Origin of the sequence: Stenotrophomonas maltophilia R551-3 (genome assembly GCF_000020665.1) — a bacterium.
Taxonomy (GTDB): Bacteria; Pseudomonadota; Gammaproteobacteria; order Xanthomonadales; family Xanthomonadaceae; genus Stenotrophomonas; species Stenotrophomonas maltophilia_L.
In genome coordinates this window covers 2,354,436-2,377,010 of record NC_011071.1, presented here as the reverse complement: position 1 = coordinate 2,377,010, position 22,575 = coordinate 2,354,436, and the positions used below count along the sequence as shown (strand labels likewise).

General features: G+C 65.7%; 23 protein-coding genes. 5 read left to right on the top strand and 18 right to left on the bottom strand.

What is annotated here, in order from left to right:
* Nucleotides 1–147 precede the first annotated feature (147 nt).
* The 3 genes from SMAL_RS10800 to SMAL_RS10790 are packed head-to-tail and all read right to left on the bottom strand — an operon-like array spanning nucleotide 148 to nucleotide 2,615.
* Nucleotides 148–1,224: an ATP-binding protein gene (locus SMAL_RS10800; protein ID WP_012511168.1), complete on the bottom strand. Its 1,077-nt coding sequence runs from the start codon at nucleotides 1,222–1,224 to the stop codon at nucleotides 148–150.
* Between the two features lie 3 nt (nucleotides 1,225–1,227).
* Complete coding sequence (locus tag SMAL_RS10795) at nucleotides 1,228–1,944, bottom strand: response regulator (RefSeq protein ID WP_012511167.1); 717 nt, start codon at nucleotides 1,942–1,944, stop codon at nucleotides 1,228–1,230.
* Between the two features lie 59 nt (nucleotides 1,945–2,003).
* Nucleotides 2,004–2,615, bottom strand: coding sequence for a hypothetical protein (locus SMAL_RS10790; protein WP_012511166.1), 612 nt, complete (start codon nucleotides 2,613–2,615; stop codon nucleotides 2,004–2,006).
* A gap of 194 nt (nucleotides 2,616–2,809) precedes the next feature.
* On the opposite strand from SMAL_RS10790, the gene SMAL_RS10785 reads away from it, so the two are divergent.
* Together SMAL_RS10785 and SMAL_RS10780 are read left to right on the top strand one after the other, a co-directional pair.
* On the top strand, nucleotides 2,810–3,991 hold the full coding sequence (locus SMAL_RS10785; protein WP_012511165.1) for an efflux RND transporter periplasmic adaptor subunit: 1,182 nt from the start codon (nucleotides 2,810–2,812) through the stop codon (nucleotides 3,989–3,991).
* 2 nt (nucleotides 3,992–3,993) lie between these two features.
* Nucleotides 3,994–5,937, top strand: coding sequence for a MacB family efflux pump subunit (locus tag SMAL_RS10780; RefSeq protein WP_012511164.1), 1,944 nt, complete (start codon nucleotides 3,994–3,996; stop codon nucleotides 5,935–5,937).
* A 77-nt stretch (nucleotides 5,938–6,014) separates the two neighbouring features.
* On the opposite strand, the gene SMAL_RS10775 is transcribed toward SMAL_RS10780, so the two are convergent.
* The 4 genes from SMAL_RS10775 to SMAL_RS10760 form a co-directional block, all read right to left on the bottom strand.
* Entirely contained in the window at nucleotides 6,015–7,724 is a 1,710-nt protein-coding gene (locus SMAL_RS10775) for a sensor domain-containing diguanylate cyclase (protein WP_012511163.1), read from the bottom strand.
* Nucleotides 7,725–7,895: 171 nt separating this feature from the next.
* A complete protein-coding gene (locus SMAL_RS10770; RefSeq protein ID WP_157628464.1) occupies nucleotides 7,896–9,116 on the bottom strand; it encodes a hypothetical protein in 1,221 nt (406 codons plus the stop codon).
* Between the two features lie 156 nt (nucleotides 9,117–9,272).
* Nucleotides 9,273–9,857 (bottom strand): AprI/Inh family metalloprotease inhibitor, encoded by a 585-nt coding sequence (locus tag SMAL_RS10765; RefSeq protein ID WP_012511161.1) that lies wholly within the window; start codon nucleotides 9,855–9,857, stop codon nucleotides 9,273–9,275.
* Between the two features lie 70 nt (nucleotides 9,858–9,927).
* Nucleotides 9,928–10,572 (bottom strand): TetR/AcrR family transcriptional regulator, encoded by a 645-nt coding sequence (locus tag SMAL_RS10760; protein WP_012511160.1) that lies wholly within the window; start codon nucleotides 10,570–10,572, stop codon nucleotides 9,928–9,930.
* A 123-nt stretch (nucleotides 10,573–10,695) separates the two neighbouring features.
* Between SMAL_RS10760 and SMAL_RS10755 the strand changes: the two genes are divergently transcribed.
* Together SMAL_RS10755 and SMAL_RS10750 are read left to right on the top strand one after the other, a co-directional pair.
* Nucleotides 10,696–12,984 (top strand): TonB-dependent receptor, encoded by a 2,289-nt coding sequence (locus SMAL_RS10755; RefSeq protein ID WP_198283141.1) that lies wholly within the window; start codon nucleotides 10,696–10,698, stop codon nucleotides 12,982–12,984.
* Nucleotides 12,985–13,001: 17 nt separating this feature from the next.
* On the top strand, nucleotides 13,002–13,898 hold the full coding sequence (locus tag SMAL_RS10750; protein ID WP_012511158.1) for a tyrosine-protein phosphatase: 897 nt from the start codon (nucleotides 13,002–13,004) through the stop codon (nucleotides 13,896–13,898).
* 102 nt (nucleotides 13,899–14,000) lie between these two features.
* On the opposite strand, the gene SMAL_RS10745 is transcribed toward SMAL_RS10750, so the two are convergent.
* The 3 genes from SMAL_RS10745 to SMAL_RS10735 are packed head-to-tail and all read right to left on the bottom strand — an operon-like array spanning nucleotide 14,001 to nucleotide 16,767.
* A complete protein-coding gene (locus tag SMAL_RS10745; RefSeq protein WP_006368914.1) occupies nucleotides 14,001–14,258 on the bottom strand; it encodes a hypothetical protein in 258 nt (85 codons plus the stop codon).
* Entirely contained in the window at nucleotides 14,255–15,607 is a 1,353-nt protein-coding gene (locus tag SMAL_RS10740) for a membrane protein (RefSeq protein ID WP_012511157.1), read from the bottom strand. The genes SMAL_RS10745 and SMAL_RS10740 overlap by 4 nt, the downstream gene beginning before the upstream one ends.
* Before the next feature lie 20 nt (nucleotides 15,608–15,627).
* A complete protein-coding gene (locus SMAL_RS10735; RefSeq protein WP_012511156.1) occupies nucleotides 15,628–16,767 on the bottom strand; it encodes an SPFH domain-containing protein in 1,140 nt (379 codons plus the stop codon).
* A 520-nt stretch (nucleotides 16,768–17,287) separates the two neighbouring features.
* On the opposite strand from SMAL_RS10735, the gene SMAL_RS10730 reads away from it, so the two are divergent.
* The gene (locus SMAL_RS10730; RefSeq protein ID WP_012511155.1) at nucleotides 17,288–18,781 is read left to right on the top strand and encodes a helix-turn-helix domain-containing protein; all 1,494 of its coding nucleotides are present in this window, start codon (nucleotides 17,288–17,290) and stop codon (nucleotides 18,779–18,781) included.
* A 56-nt stretch (nucleotides 18,782–18,837) separates the two neighbouring features.
* Here the strand turns inward: SMAL_RS10730 and SMAL_RS10725 are convergent, their stop codons facing one another.
* The 8 genes from SMAL_RS10725 to SMAL_RS10690 all read right to left on the bottom strand — a co-directional run bounded on the left by SMAL_RS10725 (nucleotide 18,838) and on the right by SMAL_RS10690 (nucleotide 22,569).
* The gene (locus SMAL_RS10725; RefSeq protein ID WP_012511154.1) at nucleotides 18,838–19,074 is read right to left on the bottom strand and encodes a hypothetical protein; all 237 of its coding nucleotides are present in this window, start codon (nucleotides 19,072–19,074) and stop codon (nucleotides 18,838–18,840) included.
* Between the two features lie 212 nt (nucleotides 19,075–19,286).
* Entirely contained in the window at nucleotides 19,287–20,372 is a 1,086-nt protein-coding gene (locus SMAL_RS10720) for a hypothetical protein (protein WP_012511153.1), read from the bottom strand.
* A gap of 18 nt (nucleotides 20,373–20,390) precedes the next feature.
* Nucleotides 20,391–20,738, bottom strand: coding sequence for a hypothetical protein (locus SMAL_RS10715; RefSeq protein ID WP_006368778.1), 348 nt, complete (start codon nucleotides 20,736–20,738; stop codon nucleotides 20,391–20,393).
* 47 nt (nucleotides 20,739–20,785) lie between these two features.
* Entirely contained in the window at nucleotides 20,786–21,370 is a 585-nt protein-coding gene (locus SMAL_RS10710; protein WP_006368776.1) for a RebB family R body protein, read from the bottom strand.
* Nucleotides 21,367–21,603 (bottom strand): RebB family R body protein, encoded by a 237-nt coding sequence (locus SMAL_RS21265; protein ID WP_006368775.1) that lies wholly within the window; start codon nucleotides 21,601–21,603, stop codon nucleotides 21,367–21,369. The genes SMAL_RS10710 and SMAL_RS21265 overlap by 4 nt, the downstream gene beginning before the upstream one ends.
* Nucleotides 21,604–21,673: 70 nt before the next feature.
* Nucleotides 21,674–21,946 (bottom strand): RebB family R body protein, encoded by a 273-nt coding sequence (locus SMAL_RS10700; protein ID WP_005416651.1) that lies wholly within the window; start codon nucleotides 21,944–21,946, stop codon nucleotides 21,674–21,676.
* 60 nt (nucleotides 21,947–22,006) lie between these two features.
* Nucleotides 22,007–22,273, bottom strand: coding sequence for a RebB family R body protein (locus SMAL_RS10695; protein WP_006368771.1), 267 nt, complete (start codon nucleotides 22,271–22,273; stop codon nucleotides 22,007–22,009).
* Between the two features lie 26 nt (nucleotides 22,274–22,299).
* Nucleotides 22,300–22,569 (bottom strand): RebB family R body protein, encoded by a 270-nt coding sequence (locus SMAL_RS10690; protein ID WP_006368769.1) that lies wholly within the window; start codon nucleotides 22,567–22,569, stop codon nucleotides 22,300–22,302.
* Between the last annotated feature and the right edge of the window lie 6 nt (nucleotides 22,570–22,575).

Sequence of the window (22,575 nt, the reverse complement as noted above, 5' to 3'; positions counted from 1 at the left end):
CCCTGGTCACGCCCAGTATCTGCAGCCCTTTGGAGCGGGCATGGAGGGACGATGGAGATTGCGTGGAGAAATCGGCGCCGTTCAGCGATGCGAATGCCCACCAAGGTGGGCCGCTACCAGAGCAGCGTCTGCCGCAACCTTGCGCCCTCAACGGCGCGCATGCACTGGCCAGCGGATCTCGAACGAACTGCCACCACGTTCGGTGGCCCGGCACTGCGCTGTTCCGTGATGGGCAACGGCAATCGCACGTACTACCGCGAGGCCAAGCCCGGAGCCACCGCTCTGCCGGGAACGCGAGACATCGGTGCGCTGGAAGGCCTCGAAGATGCTGTCGCGCAACTCGTCCGGCACGCCGGGGCCGCCGTCCTCCACCGCTACGGTGCAATGGCCTTCGGCCAGGGTGACGGCCACCCGCAGCGGGCACGGAATGGCATGCCGCCGCGCGTTCTCCAGCAGTGCCAGCACGGCCTGGCGGATGCGTGCGGGATCGCAGTCGGCCAGTGACGGGCGCGCATCCACGGTCACCGAGAAGCCGCTTTCGGTCAGCGCTTCGGACATGGCTTCCACCACCGCGGCCACCTGCACGCTGACATCGCTGCGCTGCAGGCGAAGATCCAGATGACCACTCTCGGCCAGGCTGACCACGCGCAGGTCCTCGATGATCCGGGTCAGGCCTTCCAGCTGGGTGAGCATGCTGTTGAACTGCTCCGGCCCGGGCTCGAATACCCCTTCGGCAATGCCCTGCAGGCGGCCGCGCAGGATGGTCATCGGCGTGCGCAGTTCGTGCGCGATCGCGGCGTTCCAGAACACCCGGTTCTCGGACATCCGGTTCAGCCGCTCTGCCATGGAGTTGAAGTCGCTGACCAGCGTGGCGGCTTCGGTCATCGAGGTATCGCCACCGCGTGCACGTGCCTCCAGATCACCGCTGGCGACCCGGCGCAGGCTTTCGGCCACCGAGTTCAACGGGGTAATGATGCGGCGGGTCAGGCGCGAGGCGACCAGCGTGGCGAAGATGACGACAACGGAGGCGGTCAAGCCGATCCACAGCCACTCCAGCCCCGATGGCATGATCGTTTCCGGCTCGTCGTACCAACGCGGGTAGAACACTTCCATCAGGTAGTAGAACAGGTAGAAGCCGCTGATCGACAGCACCGTCGAGCACAGCGAGGCGACCGTGATGGACAGCGTGATCTGGCGGCCGATGCTCTTGCCTTTGGGGTTCATCATTCAGTCCAGGAAACGGTAGCCAACGCCACGGATGGTGGCCGGAATGCCGATGACGCCCACGTCCTCCAGCTTGCGGCGCAGCTTGCTGACGTGGCTGTCCACCGTCCGTTCCTGCGCATCGCCCTCGGGCAGGCAGTTGTGCAGAAGATCCAACCGGCTGTGCACCTGGCGTGGTGCGCGCGCCATGTGTACCAGCAGGCGGAACTCGGTGAGCGTGAAGGTCAGCGCGTGCAGTTGCTCATCTGTGCGCACGGTCACTTCATGGCTGCGCAGGTCGATCTCGAACGGTCCCTGGCGGATCACCCCGCCGGGCGCATCGCTGGGTTCTCTGGCACTCCGCCGCAGCACCGCCTGGATACGGGCGACGATCTCGGCCGGATTGAATGGCTTGGCTACATAATCGTCAGCGCCGACGCGCAGGCCGGTCAGCTTGTCCACGTCCTGGTCGAGTGCGGTGAGCATGATCACCGGCGTATTGCCACGCCTGCGCAGTTCGCTCAGCACCTGCCATCCATCCATCCTCGGCATCTGCACATCCAGCAGCACCAGATCCGGGCGTAGCTGGCGATGGCTGGCCAGGGCCGCCTCGCCATCGACCGCGCGGACGCTGCGCAGGCCGGAACGCGCCAGGTATGCACCGAGGATGTCGGCGATCTCGCCTTCGTCTTCGGCAATCAGGACCAGGGGCGCCTGGCGCATGCGGGTATCGGGTTTCATTGCGTGATGCGGCTTTGGAAAGTGAGCAGGTGAGGGCGAGGGCGATGTCAGTGGCGAGGTCATCGTCGGCGTTCCATGGCCTGTGCTTCCTCGTTGGCGGCCCAGGCCAGCGTGGCCAGCACCAGCGTGCGATGCAGCGACGGCGCCAGCGGCCGCCCTTCGCGCAGATTCCGCGCAGCGAGGGCGGATAGCGCTGCCGACAAACGGGCCCAGCGCGATGCCATGTCCGCCGCATCCACCCGTGCCTGCAGGCGGGTGGCCATGCGCATGATGGCGCGGAGGCGGAGCGTCATCTGGGTGGCGACCAGCAGGGTGGCGAGGGCGAGCGGCAGATGCAGCGTGGCACCGGCGGCGGTTGGCTTCGTCTCCGACGAGACCGCCAGGCCGATCAGCGCCAGCGAAGCGGGCGATCCGAGGCGGCTCGCGTGGCCTGGCCCATCGCTGCGGAACCACAGCAGGGCGGCAGCACCGAAGCCTGCCAGCAGGGGCGCTAGCACATGCGGACTGGCCAGCGTCCAGGCCGTGGTCGATGCCAGCACCAGGGCGAGCAGCCACGGCGCAGGCGCGCACCAGGCCAGGTAGGCACGACACACATCGATCGACGGCAGGTCTGGATGGGGACGGAGCACGATGGGCAGGCAGTCGGCAAGGTTGCCGAGGCTAGCCGCCATTGATGGAGACTCGGTCGAGATTGTGTCGAGATTGCGTGGACACGGATCGACTGGTTCAGCCGCCGGCGGCGTGCCTGAACGGCTGCCGGATCTCCATGCAATCTCCACAGTGGCTCCAAGAAACGTCCACCCCTGGCTTGCAGACTGCGGCCTCAGCGGTCGCACTGGGTGGCCGCCCGCAGCCGGGCGTTTCGATGAACAACCGCAGGATCTGGACCATCGCCGCAGCCGTGGCTCTCATTGCGGGCGCCGCCGGCTGGTGGGCCTTTGCAGACAGCGATGATGCCGCGCTGATCACCGCGCCGGCAAGGGTGGCGGATCTGGAGAAGACCGTGCAGGCGGTGGGCCGGGTCCATCCCAAGGAGCTGGTGGCGGTGGGTGCGCAGGTGTCCGGCCAGGTCAAGCGCCTGCATGTGGTGCTGGGCCAGCGCGTGCAGGCCGGCGACCTGATTGCCGAGGTCGACTCGCAGCCGCAGCGCATCGCCTTGCGTAGCGCCGAGGCGGCTGCCAATACGCTACGTGCCCAGCATGCCGCCAGCCAGGCCCGTTACGTGCAGGCCGGCCGCGTCTACGAGCGGCAGTCGCAACTGGTGGCGTCGCGCCTTGTGTCACAGGAAGGTTTCGAGGCCGCGCGAGTGGCACGTGATACGGCGCGCTCAGAGATGGCCGCGCTGCAGGCGCAGATCGACCAGGCCGGGACCCAGGTCGAAACCGCGCGGATCAACCTCGGCTATACCCGCATCGTTTCGCCCAGCGACGGCTACATCGTGGCGATCGTCACCAAGGCCGGGCAGACGTTGAATTCGATGCAGACCACGCCGACCATCGTGATGCTGGCGCAGATGGATACGATGACCGTGCGCGCCGAGATCGCCGAGGCTGATGTCGAGCTGGTCGCGCCCGGTCAGCCGCTGTGGTTTTCGACACTGGGGCCGAGTGGCCGCCGCTACGAATCCCATCTGCAGCAGCTGGAGCCAGCGCCGTCGACGATTGCCGATGTGGCCGGCAGCAGTGCGGGTGGCTCGGCGCAGACGCCCAAGGCGGTGTACTACGCCGGCCTGTTCGATGTGGCCAATCCGGGCCTGAAGCTGAAACCGTCGATGACGGTGAAGGTCACCCTGCAACTGGCACGTGCTGCCAACGCACTGCAGGTGCCGTTGACCGCATTGACCGAATCCGAAGACAAGGACAGCAACCGCGGCACGGTGCAGGTGGTCGATGCCAAGGGCCGCGTCACCGAGCGTGAGGTCAGCACGGGCTTGCGCACTGCTACGGCGGTGCAGATCCTGTCCGGGCTGAAGGCGGGTGAGAACGTGGTGGTCGGCCAGGCGCCCAGCGGCGCTGAGCCGGAAGCTGCCAGTCTGCTGGGGATGTGAGCATGGCCGACGCTCTGCTGGAACTGCATGGCGTATCGCGCGCCTATCGCTCGGCCGCCGGTGAAGTGGTGGTGCTGAAGGATGTCTCGCTGCGTATCGACGCCGGTGAGTTCATCGCCATCATCGGCCCGTCCGGTTCGGGAAAATCAACGCTGATGAACATCCTCGGCTGCCTGGACCGGCCGACCGAAGGCAGCTATCGCGTCAACAGCGAGACCACCGAGCAGATGGCGCCGGATGCGTTGGCCCGGCTGCGCCGCGAGCACTTCGGCTTCATCTTCCAGCGCTACAACCTGATGGAGAACCTGAGCGCCACCGAGAACGTGGCATTGCCGGCGGTCTATGCGGGCGTGGATGCAGAGACGCGCACCGCGCGTGCCCGCGGGCTGCTGGAAACGCTGGGCCTGGGCGAACGCACCGCGAACCGACCGAGCCAGCTGTCCGGCGGCCAGCAGCAGCGCGTGTCGATCGCCCGTTCGTTGATGAACGGCGGCGCCATCGTATTGGCCGACGAGCCGACCGGCGCGCTCGATCACGCCAGCGGCCAGCAGGTGATGGCCGAACTGAAGCGCCTGCATGGGCAAGGCCACACGGTGATCCTGGTGACCCATGACGCTGCAATTGCCGCACATGCCGGCCGGGTGATCGAGATTGCCGACGGAAGAGTGGTCTCCGATCGCGGTGAGAGGGCGCCGGTGGTGGCGCCCGCTGCATCCATCGCCGAACGCGGGTCGTCCCTGATCGCCGAGCGCCGTGCACGCCTGGACGCGGTGCGCGAGGCCGCGCGGATGGCGGTGCGTTCGATGCTGGCCCATCGACTGCGGACCTTGTTGACGATGCTCGGCATCATCATCGGCGTGGCCGCCGTGGTGACCGTGGTCGCGCTGGGCAAGGGCGCGCAGGCGCAGGTGGAATCACAGATCAACGAACTGGGCGCCAGCACGCTGGAGATATTCCCCGGCGCCGATTTCGGCGACCCGCGCTCGGCGGAGATCGAGACACTGGTGGTGGGCGATGCCGACCATCTGGCCGCGTTGAGCTACGTGGACAGCGTCAGCCCCAATCTGACGGGCTCGGTGGCAGCACTGCAGGGCAGCCGCCGTGCCAACACCCAGGTGCAGGGCGTGGGCGCGGACCTGCCGCGTGTGCGCGGGCTGCGGCTGAAGGCTGGGCGCTTCTTCACCGATGCCGAAGTGGATGCGCATCGTGCGGTAGGCGTGGTCGACCAGAAGGCGGCCAAGGCGTTGTTCACCGGCAACCCGATCGGCAGTACGGTGCTGTTGGGCGGCATGCCGGTGGAGGTGATCGGGGTGGTGGGTGCAAGCGCCTTTGCCGGCGGTGCGACGCCGACGGTCTACGTGCCGTACACCTCGGCCGCCTCACGGCTGCTGGGCAGCCAGCGCCTGGAGAGCATCACGGTACGGGTGCGCGACAACGTGCCGACCACCGCCGCCGAAGCCTCGCTGGCAGCCGAACTGCAACGGCTGCATGGGCGGCGTGACTTCTTCATCTACAACGCCGATCAGATCCGCAAGGCCGTGATGAAGTCCAGCCAGACCATGGCGGCTCTGGTCTCCGCCATTGCCGCGGTGGCGCTGGTGGTGGGTGGAGTTGGGGTGATGAACATCATGCTGGTGTCGGTGAAGGAGCGCGTGCGCGAGATCGGCGTGCGCTTGGCGGTGGGTGCGCGGCAGGGTGACATCCTGCGCCAGTTCCTGATCGAGGCGGTGCTGATCTGCCTGTTCGGTGGCGTGCTGGGCGTGCTGTTCGCGTTCGGGGTCGGTGCGCTGTCCAGCCTGCTGTCGCTGGGTGTGCCGTTCCTGTTCACGGCGGGGCCGGTGCTCGCCGCGCTGGCATGTTCGTCTGCGATCGGGCTTGGATTCGGCTACTTCCCGGCGCGCAGTGCCGCACAGCTCGACCCGATCCAGGCGTTGGCAGCGGAGTAGGCGCAGGCCCGGTGCAGGCATTTGTGGAGCCGAAGGCAACGGCAGGAGCCGTTGCCTTCGGCTCCACAGGAGCAGCCTCAGGATGAGGGGCGCGGATGCGTGCGCACGCGTGCACGCTCGCGATACAGACGGCTGTCGGCGCGCTGCAGGGTGTCGGCCACCGTCTCGCCGGGTGCGTGGTGGGTCGCGCCCAGCGAGAAGGGTGTGGGTGACTGCCCGGCATGCTGCGCATACCACTGCTCCAGCGTGGCCAGCCGTCCCGGTTCCGGTGCAGTCAGCACCACCATGAACTCGTCGCCACCCATACGCACTACGCTTTCCATTGACCCCAGTGGAGCGCGCAGGAAGGCGGCGAACTCGACCAGCACCGTGTCACCCCGTGCATGGCCCTGGGTGTCGTTGATCTGCTTGAAATGATCCAGATCGAACATCAGGCAAGCCCAAGGCTGGTCGATCAGTTCGTCCAGGCGGGGCAGGAAGCGGCGGTTGTAGCTCTGGGTGAGGGGATCCTTGAAGGACATCTCGCGCAACTGCTGTTCCTGCATCCGCAGTGCGGTGACGTCCTGCGCATGGCCGAGCACGTAGGGTTGGGTGGCCTCGTTGTCGAGCACGTTGTGATACGCCCAGAAATGCCGGGTACCATCGGCGGCGATCAGCTCGATGACGCCGGCATCGGTGTGGTTGACTGCGATGCGTTCCAGATACGCCTTGAACGCGGCCCGCTTCTCCGGCGGCATCAGGTCGCACAAGCTGCGCCCGATCATGTAGCTCTCATCGAAGCCCAGTGACTGCACGGCCGCTGGGTTCACCGAGGTCAGCACGCCCTCCAGCGTGTGGGTGCAGATCAGGCCAAGGCTGTAGTGGAACAGCCGCCGGTAGCGGGTTTCGCTGGCTTCCAGTGCATCCAGCGCGGCGCGCTCCTCGGTGATGTCCTGTATGGCCCCGACCAGCCGCGGCCGGCCATCGACCTGCTGCCGGCCTCCAACCACGCGGGTCCAGATGGCTCGTCCGTCGGCGGTGGTCATCGGCAGCTGCACCTCCCACGACGTGCCTTCATCGATGCAACGCTGCACCGCCGTGCGGATGATGTTTCGGCTGTCCTCGCGATAGAACGAGAGCGCAGTTTCGAGCGTCGGTTCAAAGTTGCTGCGCACGCCGTGGATCTGCTTGGTTTCGCGGGTCCAGCGGACCTCGTTGCTGACCAGGTCCATTTCCCAGCCACCCACCCGGGCCGCGCGGTTGGTGCGCTCCAGGAAGTCCTCGCTGCGCTTCAGCTCACGATGCAGGGCCTTGGCCTGGCCGACCTGTGCCATCAAGGTGCTGCGCTGTTCAAGCACCTGGGTGGTGACCCGGGCCAGATGCACCATCAGTTCGCGTTGCGAAGGCGACAGCACACCGGGCATCGGGTCGAGCAGGCACAGTGTTCCTATGCGCGCGCCGTGCGCCGAGCCCAGCGAGATTCCCGCGTAGTGACGGATGCGCGGGCCGCCGGTCACCAGGGGATTGGTGGAGAAGCGAGGGTCCTGGCGCGCGTCCGGAATCTCGAACAGCGTGTCCTGCTGTATGGCATGGGTGCAGAATGAAATCTCGCGCGCGGTTTCGCTGACACCTTCCAGCCCGATGTTGGCCTTGAACCACTGGCGCTCGTCGGCAACAACTGAAATCAGAGCCATGGTCATGCCGGTAGCGGCACGCGCGGCGGCGACGATCGCATCGAAAACAGGCTCTGGTGGCGTGTCGAGCAGGTGCAGGCGGTCGAGTTCAAGCAGTCGTTCGGCTTCGTCCATGGCACTTTTCAGGGCGGGGTGGCGAGGGCGGGCGCGGCGGCAGTCAGGTGCTACGGTAGTGCGAACCTTGTTATGTATCGCCACCGACGGGTGATGCCGACGTGAGTCCAATGGGTGCCACGACCACCTTGTGATCGCGCGCACATATTGCTATTGGCCAGCGTTGGCGGACTACCGCGCCACGCAGCTGACCGTCTTGCGCTGAGCGGGCGCCTTTCGGGATGCTCGGGGCGTGGGGACGGGTCTTTGCGTTGGAATGTCGACCATGGCGGCGGGTGCCCTTGAATGAGGTGCCCGTGGCAAGCCCTTCACAGGAGCGGTAGGGAACCATGACCGGACATGTGCACTGGGTATGGGCACCGATCCGGTTCGCTGCGCGGGGGTCCATTGGTTGCGGGCAATGACGGCGTGACTGCCAAGGCGAGTCAGGATTTGGACGTCCCGGATCTCGTAAAGGGCTTCACCGGATCCTTCCAATTTGTGGCACGCTCTCACCACGCGCGAGGACTTAGCGATGCGGCAACCCTCGCTGGAGACCACCACGCTGTGATGCTTCAACAGGCCCAGCTGGAAGATGTTCGCAGCGCGGTCAAGCGCTTCAGTGAGTGTGCCTGCAAACATGACTACGTAAAAAATTATAGCGAGGGCAGCAATGGATTTGTGGCGTGCGGGTGAACTCAGGACGAGGAAGAACAGATAGTGGAGCGGTGGAAGAAGCAACAGCATGAGGCCGAACTGCCAGTCCGTCAGGGCCGTAGCCGCCTCATGTGTTCCAATCACCACGAGAACGAAGATGGGCATGTACAGTAGGTACAGTGCCGTAGAAGCAAACGCTAGGGACAGTGGCCACAGCCCCCTCCAAGGGCGTGTGTTCGCTATACGCTCAGCAGTTGCTGAAGGTGTGGTTTTGCGAAGCACCGGGCCCAGTGCGGCAATGGCGCCCAGACCTACGAGAATGAGAAACGCATGGTCATGGCTCTTGCCAAATGCTGTGGCCAGTGACGCGTACAGAAGGAGCAGTGCAACTGCAGCCCCCACAAGGAGTGAGAGAATGCTGTTTAATGCGAGGTGTCGCTCTCGGGACCCTGGCCTACGCGGACCACTCGCGCTGAAGATCATTCCCCTCTGATGCCATTCGACTAGCAGCGCGGCTGGAATCAGCAGCGTCGCTAGGAAAACAAGCATCAAGAGGATGGAAAACACCACGATCGCGATCGCAACCAGACCGATATCGGTCAGGGTGATGCTGGGTAGGAAACGGATGCGCCAGAAGAACACCACCATCGCCAAAGTGCCGGCAGCAGCGAAGGCCCAGCGATGCGCAATGATGACTCCCAGTACTGACGCCGCACGCGACCACAGAGCGGGTTCCTCGCGTGTGGATGAATTCATTCCTGAAGGGTAGGATCCGGGCGTAGACACGGCGCGTCGTCCTTAAAGCGTTGGGTCGGGCCTGCTATCGGCCCAGCGCGCGTGTTCTTTAGCGAGTGCGCTATTCAGTTCCCGGCGGCGTGCTGTCAGCCGGCGCCCGCTACCTCGCTTTCGAGGTCAGCGCCCCTTGAGATTGAGATACAAGCGCGCCCCATCCGTTTCACGATACCCCGACCAACGCCCTCCGCCCGACGCGCGGAAGCGCCCGAATACGGTGTTGCTGGTGTCGGTCAACAGCAACTGGTTGCCCGACAGCACCCAGCGATTGGCCGAGAAGAAGCCATCCGGGCAGCCGGCAGGCACATAGGCACTGTAGCCACCGAACCATTCGATGTTCTTCAGCTCGATGGTGCAGTTGCTGCCGTTCTCCTGGCCCAGTGTCCAGCTGCCGAACAGGTCGCTGTCGCGCACATCGCGGTCATCGCGCCGGCGGTCATGGCCCCAGTCATCGCTGTTGTCGTGGAAGCCGAAGTCCACGTCCATCCCTTTGCTTTCGCTGCGTGTCTCGGACTGCGAGCTGCCGCTGGTGGTGGTCTGGGTGGTCATCGCGCCACTGGTCCGGGTCTGGGTGCTGCTGGATTGTGTGGTCTGTTCGGTGCGGGTGGTTTGTTCGCCGAAGCCGAACGAGGCGTCCTGGGCCAGGGCGGGCAGGGTCAGGCAGCACAGCGCGGACAGGCAGCTACGGGCAAGCAGGGCAGCCATCGCAGGATCCTCGGAAGGGTGGACCGCGCGAGTATCGAACCGGCGAGGCGGGAGACGGTGTGAGGGTGGCTCAATCGGCGATCACCCGCCCAATCGCGTCGGCCAGCAGCGCCCGCACCCGCTCCGGCGGCAGGCCCGGATCGCGCACGGCGCGCATCGCCAGACCTTCCACCAGCAGCCGCAGCAGCAGGGTTCGGCTGGCAATCCGCTCTTCGTCCACGACGCGGCCCAGGCTGACGTCGCGCTGCCGCAACCAGGCGTGGATGGCAGCGCTGGTCTGCTTGTCGTGGGTGCGCAGCACCTCGGCCAGCACCGGGTCGCGATGCGCCTCGGCATTGATCTCCGCATACAGGGCCACGCTGGCGATGGCGTTGCCGTGGATCGGCAGCACTTCGCCGCGTGCCCATTGCTGGTAGCACTCCAGCAGGCCGTCCACCAGGTCCGATGCTGCCGGCATCTCGCTGATCGAGGCCTGGTCGTGGCGCAGCTGGCGCTCGATCAGGGCCAGGATCAAGGCGCGCTTGTTGGCGAAGTAGCGGTACATCAGCCCTTGGCTGATCTCGGCTTCGGCGGCGATGTCGGCAATGGAACCGGCATGGAAACCGCGGGTGATGAAGCACTTCTGGGCGGCATCGAGGATGCGCCGGCGCTGGGCCTCGGCGTGTGCGGCGGCAGGGTCGTCAGCGGATACGGCTACGGCGGTTTTCGGCGTCATTGCGAGAGGTAGGAGCGTCCAAGGGCGGGATAGTACGTCATAAAAGATGTGAATGAACGGTCATTCATTTGTAATTGCCGCCTTCCAGACTGCGCCGGCCTCCTCCTTCCGCGAATGAGTCCGATGCGCCACCTCCCGCTGCACCGCCCGTTGCTTACCCTCGCCATCGCCGCCGCGCTGCCGGTGCTGGCCCATGCCGAAGACAGTCCCAGCGCCGAGGCCACGGCGTCCGCCGACGCGGCCCGTGCCGTGGTTGCCCTCGACCAGGTGATGGTGACCGCCCAGAAACGCGCCACCAACCTGCAGGAGACGCCGATCTCGGTGTCGGTGGTCGATGCCGAAGCGCTGAAGGACCGCAGCGCGATTTCGCTGGGCAGCTTGTCCGATGGCTCCATCCCATCACTGCGGGTCACGCCGTTCGCTACCCGCAGTTCTGCGCTGAACATCGGCATCCGTGGCATCGGTGCCTCCGGTGACGCCAACCAACCGGCCCGCGATGCCGGCGTCGGCATCTATGTCGATGGTGTGTTCATGGGCCGTGCGCAGGGCCTGGGCAGCATGCTCTACGACGTGGAGCGCATCGAAGTGCTGAAGGGGCCGCAGGGCACGCTGTTCGGCCGCAACACCGAAGGCGGCGCAGTGAGCATCGTGACCAAGCAGCCGACCGGTGAATTCGGCGGCAGCGTCAGTGCCGGTGTGTCCAACTTCAGCGGCTACAACAGCGCGCTGCACCTCGACCTGCCCAAGGTGGGCGATGTCAGCTTCAAGATCGATGCAGTGCAGGCCAGGCGTGGCGGCACCACCGACAATCCGATGCGTGGCGAGCGCGATTTCAACAGTTACGACAAGCGTGGCGCACGCCTGACCGCGCTGTGGCAGCCCCGTGATGACTTCTCGCTGCTGTACGCGTTCGATCGTTCCTACGACGCCACCACGCCGTACCACACCCAGGTGCTGGTACCGGGTGCCTACCTGAGCCCGCTGCAAAAGGCCGGCGCCAGCCAGGATCGCCGCGACAGCGCCATCCTCGGCGGCGCGCAGGAAGACAATACCGGCCGCACCAGTGGCCATCTGTTGAACCTGTCGTGGACGCTGAACGACAACCTGGAATTGAAGTCGATCAGTTCATACCGTGAACTCACCCAGGGCCAGTTCGACATGGGCCTGGTTGACGCGATCTCGGCCTATGGTGGCGCCGGTACGCCCTTCGGACGTTACAGCCTGGCCCAGGTCTACCAGCACCAGTACAGCCAGGAATTCCAGTTGATCGGCAACACCTCGCAGGTGCAGTTCCTCGGTGGCGCGTTCTACTACCACGAGACCGCCGGTGACAATGCGCAGACCCCGAACATGCTGGTGTGGGGCCCAGGTGGCAACAGCTATACGGTGAATCCGGCGACCAATCCACTGGATCTTTCGCGGGTGCGCATCGACCGCGCCAGCAAGGCCTGGACCGACAGCCTGGGTGTGTTCGGCCAGGCCACGTGGACCCCGGAGGCGCTGCAGCGCCTGCACCTGACCGCCGGTGGCCGCTATACCCGCGATGACAAGAAGGGCAGCCTGTACATCGTCAATGGTGCGGCGACCAACCTTGCGTTCAAGGACCGCTGGAGCCGCTTCGACCCGATGGTCAACATCGCCTACGACCTTGGCGAGCACGCGATGGTCTATGCCAAGTACAGCACCGGCTTCAAGGCCGGCGGTGCCAACTCGCGCTCGACCAACTACACCGCGTTCGGGCCGGAAGAAGTGACGGCCTACGAGCTCGGCTTCAAGTCGCAGTTCTGGGACAACCGTGCTCGCCTGAACCTCGCCGTGTTCGATTCGACCATCGCGCACAAGCAGATGGACTTCTCGCTGCCGTTCGACCCGAACAGTGGCGAGACCCGCACCACAATGGTCACCACCAATGCATTGAGCGATGGCAAGTCGCGCGGCGCGGAGCTGGAGTTCAACGTGATGCCGGTGGACAACCTCACCCTCGGCCTCAACTACGCCTATACGAAGATCGACGCGCAGACCGCGACGGACCCGTTCGGTGCAGGGGTGCAGGTAACGGTCCAGCCGCTGCTGGCGCCGAAGAACGCCGGCAGCCTGTCGGTCGACTACCTGGTGCCGTTCGCGAACTTCTCGGCACTGAAGTTCCATGTGGACGGCAACTGGTCCGATGGCTACTACACCAGCGAGTACGACCAGATGCTGACCGACAGCTCGTTCGTGGTGAACGCACGGGTGGCGCTGGTGGATGTGCCGGTCAACAGCACCGGCACCACGATGTCGTTCTCGCTGTGGGCGCGCAACCTGCTGGATGAGCAGCACCTGTTCTACAAGATCAACAGCGCAGCGCTGGGCCAGAGCGGCATCTTCAACGACCCGCGCACCTTCGGCCTGGATGTGGCCGTCAACTTCTGATTCGACTGGAGACTCCAATGAAGATCGCTCGTACCGAACTCGCCCTGGCCCTGATACTGGCCCTTCCGATGGCTGCCGCAGCGGTTGCCGCTGATGCGCCACAGGCCGTCGCTGCCAGGCAGGTGGCTGCCGCCAACACCAAGCCCGCCGCCGCCGATGCACAGCGGGTGATCCCGCTGCAGGGTGCCTGGAATGTGCGTACCTTCGCTGGCCTGCAGGGCAGCAAAGGGCCGATTCCCGCCGATGCCTTCGTGCGCACCGCCGACCTTGGCCGCCTGACCGATGCCGACCGTGATGCCCTCGTCGCCGCCGGTGTGAAGCTCGACATCGATCTGCGCACCGCCGATGAGGAAGCACAGTCACCGGATCTGCTGGCCCGCGACGATCGCTTCGACTATCAGCGCATTTCGCTGATGGGCACGGAGAAGATGGACCTGCAGAAGATGATGACCAGCTTCCCGGATACGCTGGGCGAGGCCTATGTGCAATGGTTGGACCACAGCCAGCCGCAGTTCAAGCAGGTGTTCCAGCGCATCGCTGCACAGCAGGATGGCGCGGTGCTGTTCCATTGCACTGCAGGCAAGGACCGCACCGGCATCATCGCCGGCCTGCTGCTGGACCTGGCGGGTGTGCCGAAGGCAGAGATCGTGCACAACTACGCAATCTCCGCGCACTACCTGGAAGGGCAGCCGAAGGACAGCGCGATGAACGCGCAGATCATGGCGTTGATCAAGCAGAATCCGGAGATCGGCCGCAAGATGGCCGGCATGTCCGGTACCGCACCGGACAACATGGAGCAGTTCCTGGCGGCACTGCACAGCCAGTACGGTGGTGCAGAGGGTTACCTGAAGTCGATCGGGGTCAGCGAACAGGAGATCCAGCAGTTGAAGGTACGGCTGGGGCAGGCTGGCTGAGGGTAGTGTCGGCCGCTGGCCGGCATTCCTTTCAGGTCTGGAAGCAAAAGGAATGCCGGCCAGCGGCCGGCACTACCCACGTCAGCCAGGCATGGCCTGGTTCTACGGCTCGGGTTTCACCCGCACAACCCGTTTCCGGTACTCGTACACGTTGTCACCGCGGATGCGCTTCTCCTCGGTGCCGGTGACCCGGCCCACCTGCTGGTCCGAGCCGGTCACCGGCTGGGCTTCGATCTCGGTTTCGTGTTCGAACGAATGCGATTTGTCGGTGTTGCGGTAATAGCGGTACAGCGCCCAGTACAGCGCGGTTGCGCCGGCCGGGCCTGCCGCCAACAGCCAGAGACCACTGTCATCACTCATGTCGATGCCACCAGGAAGGCGATTGCGAGGGCTTCAATGACAGTGCCGGTGGCCAGGGCCGCCAGCAGCATCTTCCACTGTTGCACGGGCACGCTGCCCATGGTTTCGCCGGTGCGGCCGTTCACTGCGATGTAGTGCAGCATGCCGCCGTTCTTGCCGGGCTGGTGGTACGAATACAGCCACACCGGCAGGTACATCGACACCCAGCGGGTGCCATGCACCTCCAGCTGTTCCTGTTCCCAGCGCACGCCACGGTTGTAGCGCTTCACCGAGCCTTCCACCTGTGCGCGGGCAATCGACAGCAGCTGGTCTTCCAGTCGCGGCCGCAGCTTTTCCACATCCAGGTTGCGCTTCTCCGAAGTGAAGCCAGCCAGGTACGAGGCGTTCCACTTCACCGCGTTCTTGGTATCGAACGGCAGGATGGTGTTGATGATGTTGTTGGTGTTGGCGCGGGTATCCAGATTGCCGCGTTCAGCCGAGGATTCCAGCGGCAGGTCATCGACGGTGAAATCCACCTGGCGCTCGACCTGGTAGACATCGGCGTCGTACAGGGTGCGCTTGTTCTTCTCGCTGCCGACCGTGTATTCGCGGGTCTTGATCTCGCCCTTGCCGGCCACGGCCGCGCTGACATTGCTGTCCACGATCATATAGGGCAGGAACACGCCCACCACGTTCTCCGGCGTGAACTGGTCCTTGAACGCCTTCAGCGCGAACATCCGGCGCTTGTCGACGAACTGGCGGATGCGTGCGACCGCGTCGTCCTTCTTGATATGGAAGGGCAGGACGGCATCGGGGACGGCGCCGTTGGCGATCTGCTCGTTGACGCCGAACACATGGCGGCACCAGTGGCAGCGCGCCGTCATCGTGCTTTCGGTATTGACCGTGACCTCAGCGCCGCAGCCGGTGCACTTGAACGTCATCAACGCCGAGGTGTCGGCATCGATGTCACGAGCGCCTGAGGCGACGACGGTGCCGCGCAGCTGGTCGATGGCCTCGCCCAGCCCGAATTCCTCCTCGACCCGCGCGCCATGCCATTCGTGACGGCAGTACAGGCAGACCAGAATATCGGTACCGGCCTTGGGCCGGATGTCGGTGGCGCCGCACTTCGGGCAGCGGTTGAGGCCGTCCTTCAGCTCGCTGGCGGAAGTGTCGATGGCGACCGGATCGGGCGCTTCCACTTCATCGCGGATGGCCTGCGGTAGCTTCGAGGTGTCCAGCGGGAAGCTGCCGGGCAGGGGAGGGACGTCCTGCGGCGAACCCGGCCCATCCAGCGACGCCGCCGGCAAGGGCGGCGGCGTCGAGGGCGCGGATCCGGGCAGCGGCGGTGGGCCGTTTCGGGGATCAGACATGGTGGTTGTGCGTCCTGCAGTTACAGGCCCAGCGCCTTGGCCTTGAGCGCGTCGTAGTCGCTCTGGGTGATCAGGCCCAGGTCGAGCATTTCCTTGGCCTTCTTCAACTTGGCCACTGGATCATCGGCGGCCGGCGTGGTCGGCTGCTGCATGCCACCGACACCAAACATGCCCGAGGCCATGCCGACGCCGACCAGGCCTGCCGCGCCGCCGTTCTCGCCGGCGGACTGGATGCCCTGGGCAACGCTGGCCTGCAGGTTGGAATTGCCGCGCGAACCGGACAGCGCATCGGCGCGCTGCACGGTCTTCAGCAGCTCGCGGGTGTTGGCGTCGTACTCGATGGAGACGATGGCGGTCTTGACGATGGCCAGGCCGCGATCGGACTTCCACTGGTAACCCTGTTCAACTGCCGCCGACAGGCTCTGCGCGAAGCCCAGCGAATCCTGCTGCAGCTTGGTGATGCGGTTGCCCTTGCTCGGATCGTTCGTGTACAGGCTGAAGGCGGGAGCCAGCGAACCGACCACTTCATTGAACAGCTGGCTGGCGGCGGCGTTGTCCAGATCGGTGAAGTCGAACACCTGGCCCGGCTGCAGGTAGCTGGCCGGCACGAAGTTCTTCACGAACAGGATCGGGTCGACGATCTTCAGCGTGTACGAGCCACGGGTGACCGCGCCGACCTGGGTGTTAAGGAAGCCGTCGTCCCAGTAGATTTCCGACTGGGTGCCGAAGCGGTTGTCCGGCAGTTCCTTCAGCGAGACGAAATACGCAGCCTGCTGCGAGCCGGGCTGGCCGCCGAACTTGAAGCGTTCCCAGCTCTGCTTGATGAAGGTGCTGACCAAGCCGTCGCCGGCGAAGATCGACTGCGAGTTCAGATCATCCGAACGCCATTCGTAGCCACCGGGTTCGGCGACGAAGGCGGTGATCGCGCCATCCTGGAACAGCAGCAGGCCGTAGCCTTCCGGCACCACGATCTTCGAGCCGTTGCTGATGATGTTGGACGAGCCGCTGGTGTTGGAGCCGCGGCCGGCATTGGTGCCCTGCGGCACCGCCGCGAACAGGGCCGCCGTGGACGGCAGGCCCGTCGGCACGGTGTAGAAGTCCTTCCACTGGTCGGCCAGCACACCGCCTACCGCACCCTTGACCGCCTGTACCAGACCCATGTCCAACTCCCTGTGATTCGAGGGCAGGCACCATGCCTGCCTAGCTGTGCTGACTATAGTGGAGCCGGCCGCCACGCCGCCAGCGTCCCGGCTGACTCCCATTCATCCGGCCAGGTGGCAGACCGCGCCGCAGGCGATTGATCCATCGGCAACCGGCGGATTGGCTGCGACGAGTATCCGGCGCGGATATTCACGTCATTATCATGCCGATTTTCTGGAAACTCGCTCTCCATAATCCAGGGATGCGATTGCCGGGACGTAACTGGGCGGCGCGTCATCGGCAGTGCCGCCCCAGCGCGCACGACCCAGGCCTGGACGACGTCAGCCGTGCCGACCTCCAGCGGTGAAGGCAGTTCCCGGTGCAACGGGAGCGGACAGCGTGCGCGGCAACAGCGGTGCGACCTGCGGGCACGGCATGCGGCGTGGACGTCGCAGCATCCCGCGATGACGCCGGAGCGGCCTGCATCGCGTGATCGCCCGCTGCATCTGCAGTGGGTTGCCATTCCGAAGGGGAGTTTCAATGCACAGGCAAGTCAGTGAGATGCTGCAGCGCGCTTATCGGCCCTATCCGTCGCTGCCCGAACTGCTGGGCGCATTCGTGAAGGAGCTGGCCCAGCACAAGGCGATGCGTGGTGGCGAGGTGCAGCTGCATGGCGACATGGCAGGCATGGCAGCGGGAATGCCGCTGCCGGCCAAGGACGCCGAGCGCGGTCGATCACACCGGGTGCCCATCCGTTATGCCGGCGAGGTACTGGGCGAGCTGCATCTTGAAGGGGAGTGCGGCCCGCTGGACGGCAGTGCACTGGTGCTGGGGGAGCAGTTTGCACAGCGCTGCGCGCACCTGATCAAGCGCTACGAAGCCAAGGCATGGGCCGAGCAGGCACTGCGCAGGCCGCTGCTGCTGGTGGGGGCGGGTGAAGCACTGAAGCAGATCGAGGAGTTCATTGAACGCGCCGCGGCCAGTCGACTGCCGGTGCTGCTGCGCGGGGAGTTCGGTACCGAGAAGATGGAACTGGCTGCGGCGCTGCATAGCGGCGGCCACGCCAGGCAGGGGCCGTTCGTTGAAGTGAACTGTGCGCATCCTGCGGGCGAACCCGACGATTGGTTCGCGCATGCCCAGGGCGGCACGCTGTACTTCCACGAAGTGGACGAGCTGCCGGCGATCCTGCAGGGGCAGCTGTCGCATCGAATCCGCGGCCTGCATGCCACACGCTCCGAAGCGGAGGCGATCCGGCCGATACGGGTCATCGCTTCGACCAGTGCGGACCTGGAACAACGGGTGCGCGAGAAGCAGTTTTCACGGGCGCTGCTGGCCGGGCTGGAGTTCCTCATCGTGGACATTCCGCCGCTGCGGGAGCGGGTCGAGGACATCGGTGCACTGGCCGCACGTGCGCTGGAGCTGCACGGTTTCGATCCGCATGTGCTCAGTGAAGACGTCCTGCTGGCGCTGTGCGCGCATGACTGGCCGGGCAACCTGCTGGAGATGGAACGGGTGGTGGTACGCCTGGCGGTGATGACCGGCGGCCGCTGCATCCGTCGTGAGGACCTGCTGCGCCATGCGCCGGGGCTGGCCGCTGCCAGCACGGACCATGTCCATGAACGTGGTGCATCACAGGCACCATTGCCGGAGCACGACATCGCACTGGACCCCGACGTGCTGGATCCACCCCGCCTGTCGCACGAAGGCCTGCATGACGGGCTGAAGCGCGCCTTGGCGTATCTGAAGGATCATGCCGCCGAACCGGTCACCCTGGGTGACCTGGCCCGCCAGGCGCATGTCAGCCAGTCACACCTCGGCTTCCTGTTCCGCAGCGAACTGGGGACCACCTTCAAGCTGCTGCTGCAGCAGCTGCGCATCGAGCACGCCAAGCAACTGCTGCGCGGCGGGCAACGACTGCGCATCACCGATGTTGCGCTGCAGGTCGGTTTCGGCGACCTGAGTCATTTCGAGAAGAGCTTCCGCCGCGCGGTGGGCGTGAGCCCGCGCAGCTATCGTCGTACTCCGGAGCAATGACAACACCCCGGCGCAGGCGCAGGCCTGCCCGGGGCGCGTGGCTGCCGTTGCGGACGCTATCGGGCGTTCGCCTCGGCGGCACGTTGCACCGCCAGCTCTGCGGCCTGTTCTGCGCGCCGACTGGCTTCGGCAGCCACTTCTAGCGCCGCTTCGGAAACCGCCATGCCGGCACGGACACCTTCGTCACTGGCCGTAACGGCGGCGTCCGCCAGTTCCTGGGCGATCTCCATCGGGGTCTTGCCGGCCGGATACGCCGGTGTCTGCGTGCCGGAAAGCGGGGTCGGGAAGGTCATGGTCTGTGCTCCTGGTGGGTTTGGAGTGGGGGCGCTTTGGTTGCTTCCCCCAAGGATATGGCTCAATGCTGCCTCGGCATCGGCCAGGATCTGCTGCGCCTGCAACCGGGCAGCTTGGCGGCCGGTCGCCACCGCAGCGCTGGCGGCTATGGCCAGCTGCGTGGCGACCTGCTGGGGGCTGGGCCCGGTTGGTCCGGGAGATGCGGCGGTGCTCACAGCTCGCCTGCCAGGTAGCCCACCATCGCCGGTGAGCCGGCATCAGCAAGAAAACGACGGTATCCCAGCAGGGTGATGACATTGTCCTCGACCTGTACGCGCGCTTCCTGATGCCGTCCTTCGATGCGGAACTGCACGCTGGCACCATCCTGGCCGAGCTTGCCACCGGCCACCGGATGCTCCTTCAGGAACGCCTGTGCAGCGTCGAGCTGGCGATGCACTCTGCTGCGCAGGTGTGCATGGGCCTGTCCCAGCAGGTCGCCTGCCCCGCGATCAAGGCACAGCGCCGCCTGCTGGGCGGCAAGGGAAATGCGCGGATAGCCGATCTGCCGCTGGGCGTCGAGCGTGGCGGCAATGGCGCTGCGCACCTGCTCCGGTGAAGGCAACTGTGGAAGCTGCGGGCCGTCGAGCGAGCCGAGCAGCATCGGCAAAAGGGCACGCAGCAGTTCCGTGGCATCCTCGATGCGTCGTTCCGCGCTGCCGCCGCCGGAGGCCACCAGGCGGTAGAAGTGGAAGTAGTCGACAAACTCGATGGGACGGCGTGCATGCAACAGGGCGAAGCGCGCCGCCTCGGCCTGCGTCTCCCCGGCATCGGCTGCGCCACGCTGCTCCGAAGCCAGTTCGTGCAACTGCAGGGCTTCGCGGAAGTCCAGTTGCTGCAACAACGGCGCGGTGCCTGCGCCGATAGCCGCCAGGAACGGCCGGAACGTCATCAACGCCGTATTGGTCAGCAGGTCGTACTTGTCCAGTACCTCCTGCACTTCGTTGGCCAGAAGCCGGTTGTGTTCGCCATGCTCCTGACGCCGCAGTACATCAAGGTCATCGTTGTCCAGGCTCAGCAGCTTGATCGGGCTGACCTGCAACCCTACCTGGGGCAGCCAGGCCAGCCTGGAACCATGCAGGCCCTGTTGGATGCCGTCCAGCAGGGCGCCTTCGTCAGCGAAGCTGTAGCGGTGCTCAGGGGAGTCGATGGCCCATTGCAGCCATTGGTGGCCACCGTCGATGAGGCCAAGTACGTGCCGGCTGCGCGGGCCCAGCTGGCTGGTCTGCGGAGTGGTTCGACCGTTGATGAAAACGCTCATGCGTGGCTCCTGACGGCCTCACTTGGCCGGAAATCCCTTGAGGACGTTCGCAGCAGCGCTGCCAACGCGGGTGAAGTCTTCGGTAGCCCCCTGCATCATGGTCTGCGTCTGGGTCAGTACCCGCGCATACTTTTCATCGCCGGTGGCCAGGTATTGGGCCATGGCCACGCCGGCGGCGGTAGTGGCGATGGTCGAGACATTGCGCAGGGCATCGGCGGCATCCTGCACGGCGATGGCGGCGGACTGGGCCACGGCCTGGTAGGCCTTGCCGGCACCGCTGGTGGTCACCACGGTCTCGGACATGGTGGCCGTCTGCACCTGGTTGATCACATCGATGACCTGGGCGTTGACGTTGCGCGGGTCCATACGGGCTCCTTGATGGGCGGGTGCGGCCGGGCAGGGCCGGCGCGGTGTCAGGCCGGGGCGTCAGCGCCGTCGGCGGACGGGTGCGGAGTGGAGTCTGGCGCGGAATCCTGGACGGGACCCGCTGCTGGATCCGGACCAGGCGTGGAGTCGGGCGCAGGATCGGGCGCGGGCGCCGTGCCGTTGCCTGCAAGCTGCTCGAGCGTGTGCAGACTGGCGTTGGCGGCCGCAGCATCGGCAGTGGCACCGTGGGTCTGTGCCTGCAGGACGCTGATGGCGGTCTTTCCTTCTGCGGTGGCCGCGGCGATGACGGCCGCAGGCGAAGGGGGGGCTGGCACCGGTCCCGGCAGGGGGATCACCTGCGGCGGTGGCGGCGGAGGCGGTTCTGGAGCAGGCGGTGGCACCGGCCAGGGCGCGTTGATCATCTTCGCGCAGGCGGCGGTGACCGCCGCGTTGCTGACCATGCTGGCCCCCTGCTGGCGGGCGACGGCGTTGTGCATGCCGGTACCCAGCGTTTCCAGCAGCACCATGTCCAGCATGCTGAAGGACTGCGCGGGTCCTTGCCCCACCAGCAGGGTGGAGGCCGCGCTGACGCTGTCGACGATCTGGCTGTTGACGGTGTTCTCAGTGCTCATGACGGAACGGCTCCCTTCTGGATGATCAAGGCGAGGACCTGCGCCAGGCTTGCGCTGGCGGTGACCTGGCCGCGCTGCTGGTTGGCGACGGCGTTCTGCATTGCAAGGCCGATGGTGTCGGCCATCGCCAGGTAACTGGCAGACATCGCGAACGATGGTGCGAGAGCGATCGCCAGTCCGGATCCGCTGCTGGTTGCATCCAGGAGGTAGCCGATGGCAGGCGATGTGGGCATGGATCAGGGGCCCGGCGTGACGCCGTCCTTGGCGGGGGCGCGGTGGCTGGCGTCACGCCGGGCCGACACGTCAGCGCAGACCCAGGATTTCGCGGGTGGCCACGCCGTTGGACGCGGTGTCGATCGCATACAGCGTGGACACGCCCTGGGTGGTCGAGGCCTGCATGGTCACGTAGGACTGCTGCTGGTTGTTGGTGGCGTTGTGCGCGGCGTTGGACAGCGCCTGGCTGGTGGCCACGAACAGATTGCCCATTGCGATGGCTGGCGCATCACCAAGCACCTTGGTGTTGACCTGCGAGACCGAATCGGTGATCTGGCTGTTGACGGCGGTGGGAAATGCCATGGTGGAAACTCCTTGGATGGACAGCACTACAGGAACGGAGACTGCCGGCACTTACTGGATTCAGCCGAGAATCTTCCGGGTGGCGGCGCCGGTGGCGCCGGTATCGATGGCGTAGAGCAGCGCGACGCCCATCGTGGTCGCGGCCTGGGCCGTGACGTACATCTGCTGCTGTGCGAGCGTCGCGTTGTGGGCGGCATTGGCCAGCGCCTGCGCGGTGGCCTGGTAGAGCGTGCCCATCGCCGTGGCCGGCGCCACGCCCAGCACCTGCAGGTTGGCCTGGCTGACCGAGTCGGTGATCTGGTCGTTGACGGCCGTGGGAAATGCCATGGCTCAGCTCCTTGCCTGGCGGCGCATCACGCGCCGAGAATCTGCTTGGTGGCCACGCCGGTGGTGGCGGTATCGATCGCGTACAGGGTGGCTACGCCCATGGTGGTGGCCGCCTGCGCAGTCACATAGGACTGCTGCTGGGCACTGGTGGCGTTGTGGGCGGCGTTGGCCAGTGCCTGCGCGGTGGCCTGGTACAGATTGCCCATGGCCACGGCGGGGGCATCGCCCAGCACCTTGGTGTTGGCCTGGGTGACTGAATCGGTGATCTGGTCGTTTACTGCGGTCGGAAAAGCCATGTCGAG

Bases quoted from the DNA above. Each gene is read 5' to 3' on its own strand.
- SMAL_RS10800 (WP_012511168.1), bottom strand. From the start codon at position 1,224: ATGAACCCCAAAGGCAAGAGCATCGGCCGCCAGATCACGCTGTCCATC.
- SMAL_RS10795 (WP_012511167.1), bottom strand. From the start codon at position 1,944: ATGAAACCCGATACCCGCATGCGCCAGGCGCCCCTGGTCCTGATTGCC.
- SMAL_RS10790 (WP_012511166.1), bottom strand. From the start codon at position 2,615: ATGGCGGCTAGCCTCGGCAACCTTGCCGACTGCCTGCCCATCGTGCTC.
- SMAL_RS10785 (WP_012511165.1), top strand. From the start codon at position 2,810: ATGAACAACCGCAGGATCTGGACCATCGCCGCAGCCGTGGCTCTCATT.
- SMAL_RS10780 (WP_012511164.1), top strand. From the start codon at position 3,994: ATGGCCGACGCTCTGCTGGAACTGCATGGCGTATCGCGCGCCTATCGC.
- SMAL_RS10775 (WP_012511163.1), bottom strand. From the start codon at position 7,724: ATGGACGAAGCCGAACGACTGCTTGAACTCGACCGCCTGCACCTGCTC.
- SMAL_RS10770 (WP_157628464.1), bottom strand. From the start codon at position 9,116: ATGAATTCATCCACACGCGAGGAACCCGCTCTGTGGTCGCGTGCGGCG.
- SMAL_RS10765 (WP_012511161.1), bottom strand. From the start codon at position 9,857: ATGGCTGCCCTGCTTGCCCGTAGCTGCCTGTCCGCGCTGTGCTGCCTG.
- SMAL_RS10760 (WP_012511160.1), bottom strand. From the start codon at position 10,572: ATGACGCCGAAAACCGCCGTAGCCGTATCCGCTGACGACCCTGCCGCC.
- SMAL_RS10755 (WP_198283141.1), top strand. From the start codon at position 10,696: ATGCGCCACCTCCCGCTGCACCGCCCGTTGCTTACCCTCGCCATCGCC.
- SMAL_RS10750 (WP_012511158.1), top strand. From the start codon at position 13,002: ATGAAGATCGCTCGTACCGAACTCGCCCTGGCCCTGATACTGGCCCTT.
- SMAL_RS10745 (WP_006368914.1), bottom strand. From the start codon at position 14,258: ATGAGTGATGACAGTGGTCTCTGGCTGTTGGCGGCAGGCCCGGCCGGC.
- SMAL_RS10740 (WP_012511157.1), bottom strand. From the start codon at position 15,607: ATGTCTGATCCCCGAAACGGCCCACCGCCGCTGCCCGGATCCGCGCCC.
- SMAL_RS10735 (WP_012511156.1), bottom strand. From the start codon at position 16,767: ATGGGTCTGGTACAGGCGGTCAAGGGTGCGGTAGGCGGTGTGCTGGCC.
- SMAL_RS10730 (WP_012511155.1), top strand. From the start codon at position 17,288: ATGCACAGGCAAGTCAGTGAGATGCTGCAGCGCGCTTATCGGCCCTAT.
- SMAL_RS10725 (WP_012511154.1), bottom strand. From the start codon at position 19,074: ATGACCTTCCCGACCCCGCTTTCCGGCACGCAGACACCGGCGTATCCG.
- SMAL_RS10720 (WP_012511153.1), bottom strand. From the start codon at position 20,372: ATGAGCGTTTTCATCAACGGTCGAACCACTCCGCAGACCAGCCAGCTG.
- SMAL_RS10715 (WP_006368778.1), bottom strand. From the start codon at position 20,738: ATGGACCCGCGCAACGTCAACGCCCAGGTCATCGATGTGATCAACCAG.
- SMAL_RS10710 (WP_006368776.1), bottom strand. From the start codon at position 21,370: ATGAGCACTGAGAACACCGTCAACAGCCAGATCGTCGACAGCGTCAGC.
- SMAL_RS21265 (WP_006368775.1), bottom strand. From the start codon at position 21,603: ATGCCCACATCGCCTGCCATCGGCTACCTCCTGGATGCAACCAGCAGC.
- SMAL_RS10700 (WP_005416651.1), bottom strand. From the start codon at position 21,946: ATGGCATTTCCCACCGCCGTCAACAGCCAGATCACCGATTCGGTCTCG.
- SMAL_RS10695 (WP_006368771.1), bottom strand. From the start codon at position 22,273: ATGGCATTTCCCACGGCCGTCAACGACCAGATCACCGACTCGGTCAGC.
- SMAL_RS10690 (WP_006368769.1), bottom strand. From the start codon at position 22,569: ATGGCTTTTCCGACCGCAGTAAACGACCAGATCACCGATTCAGTCACC.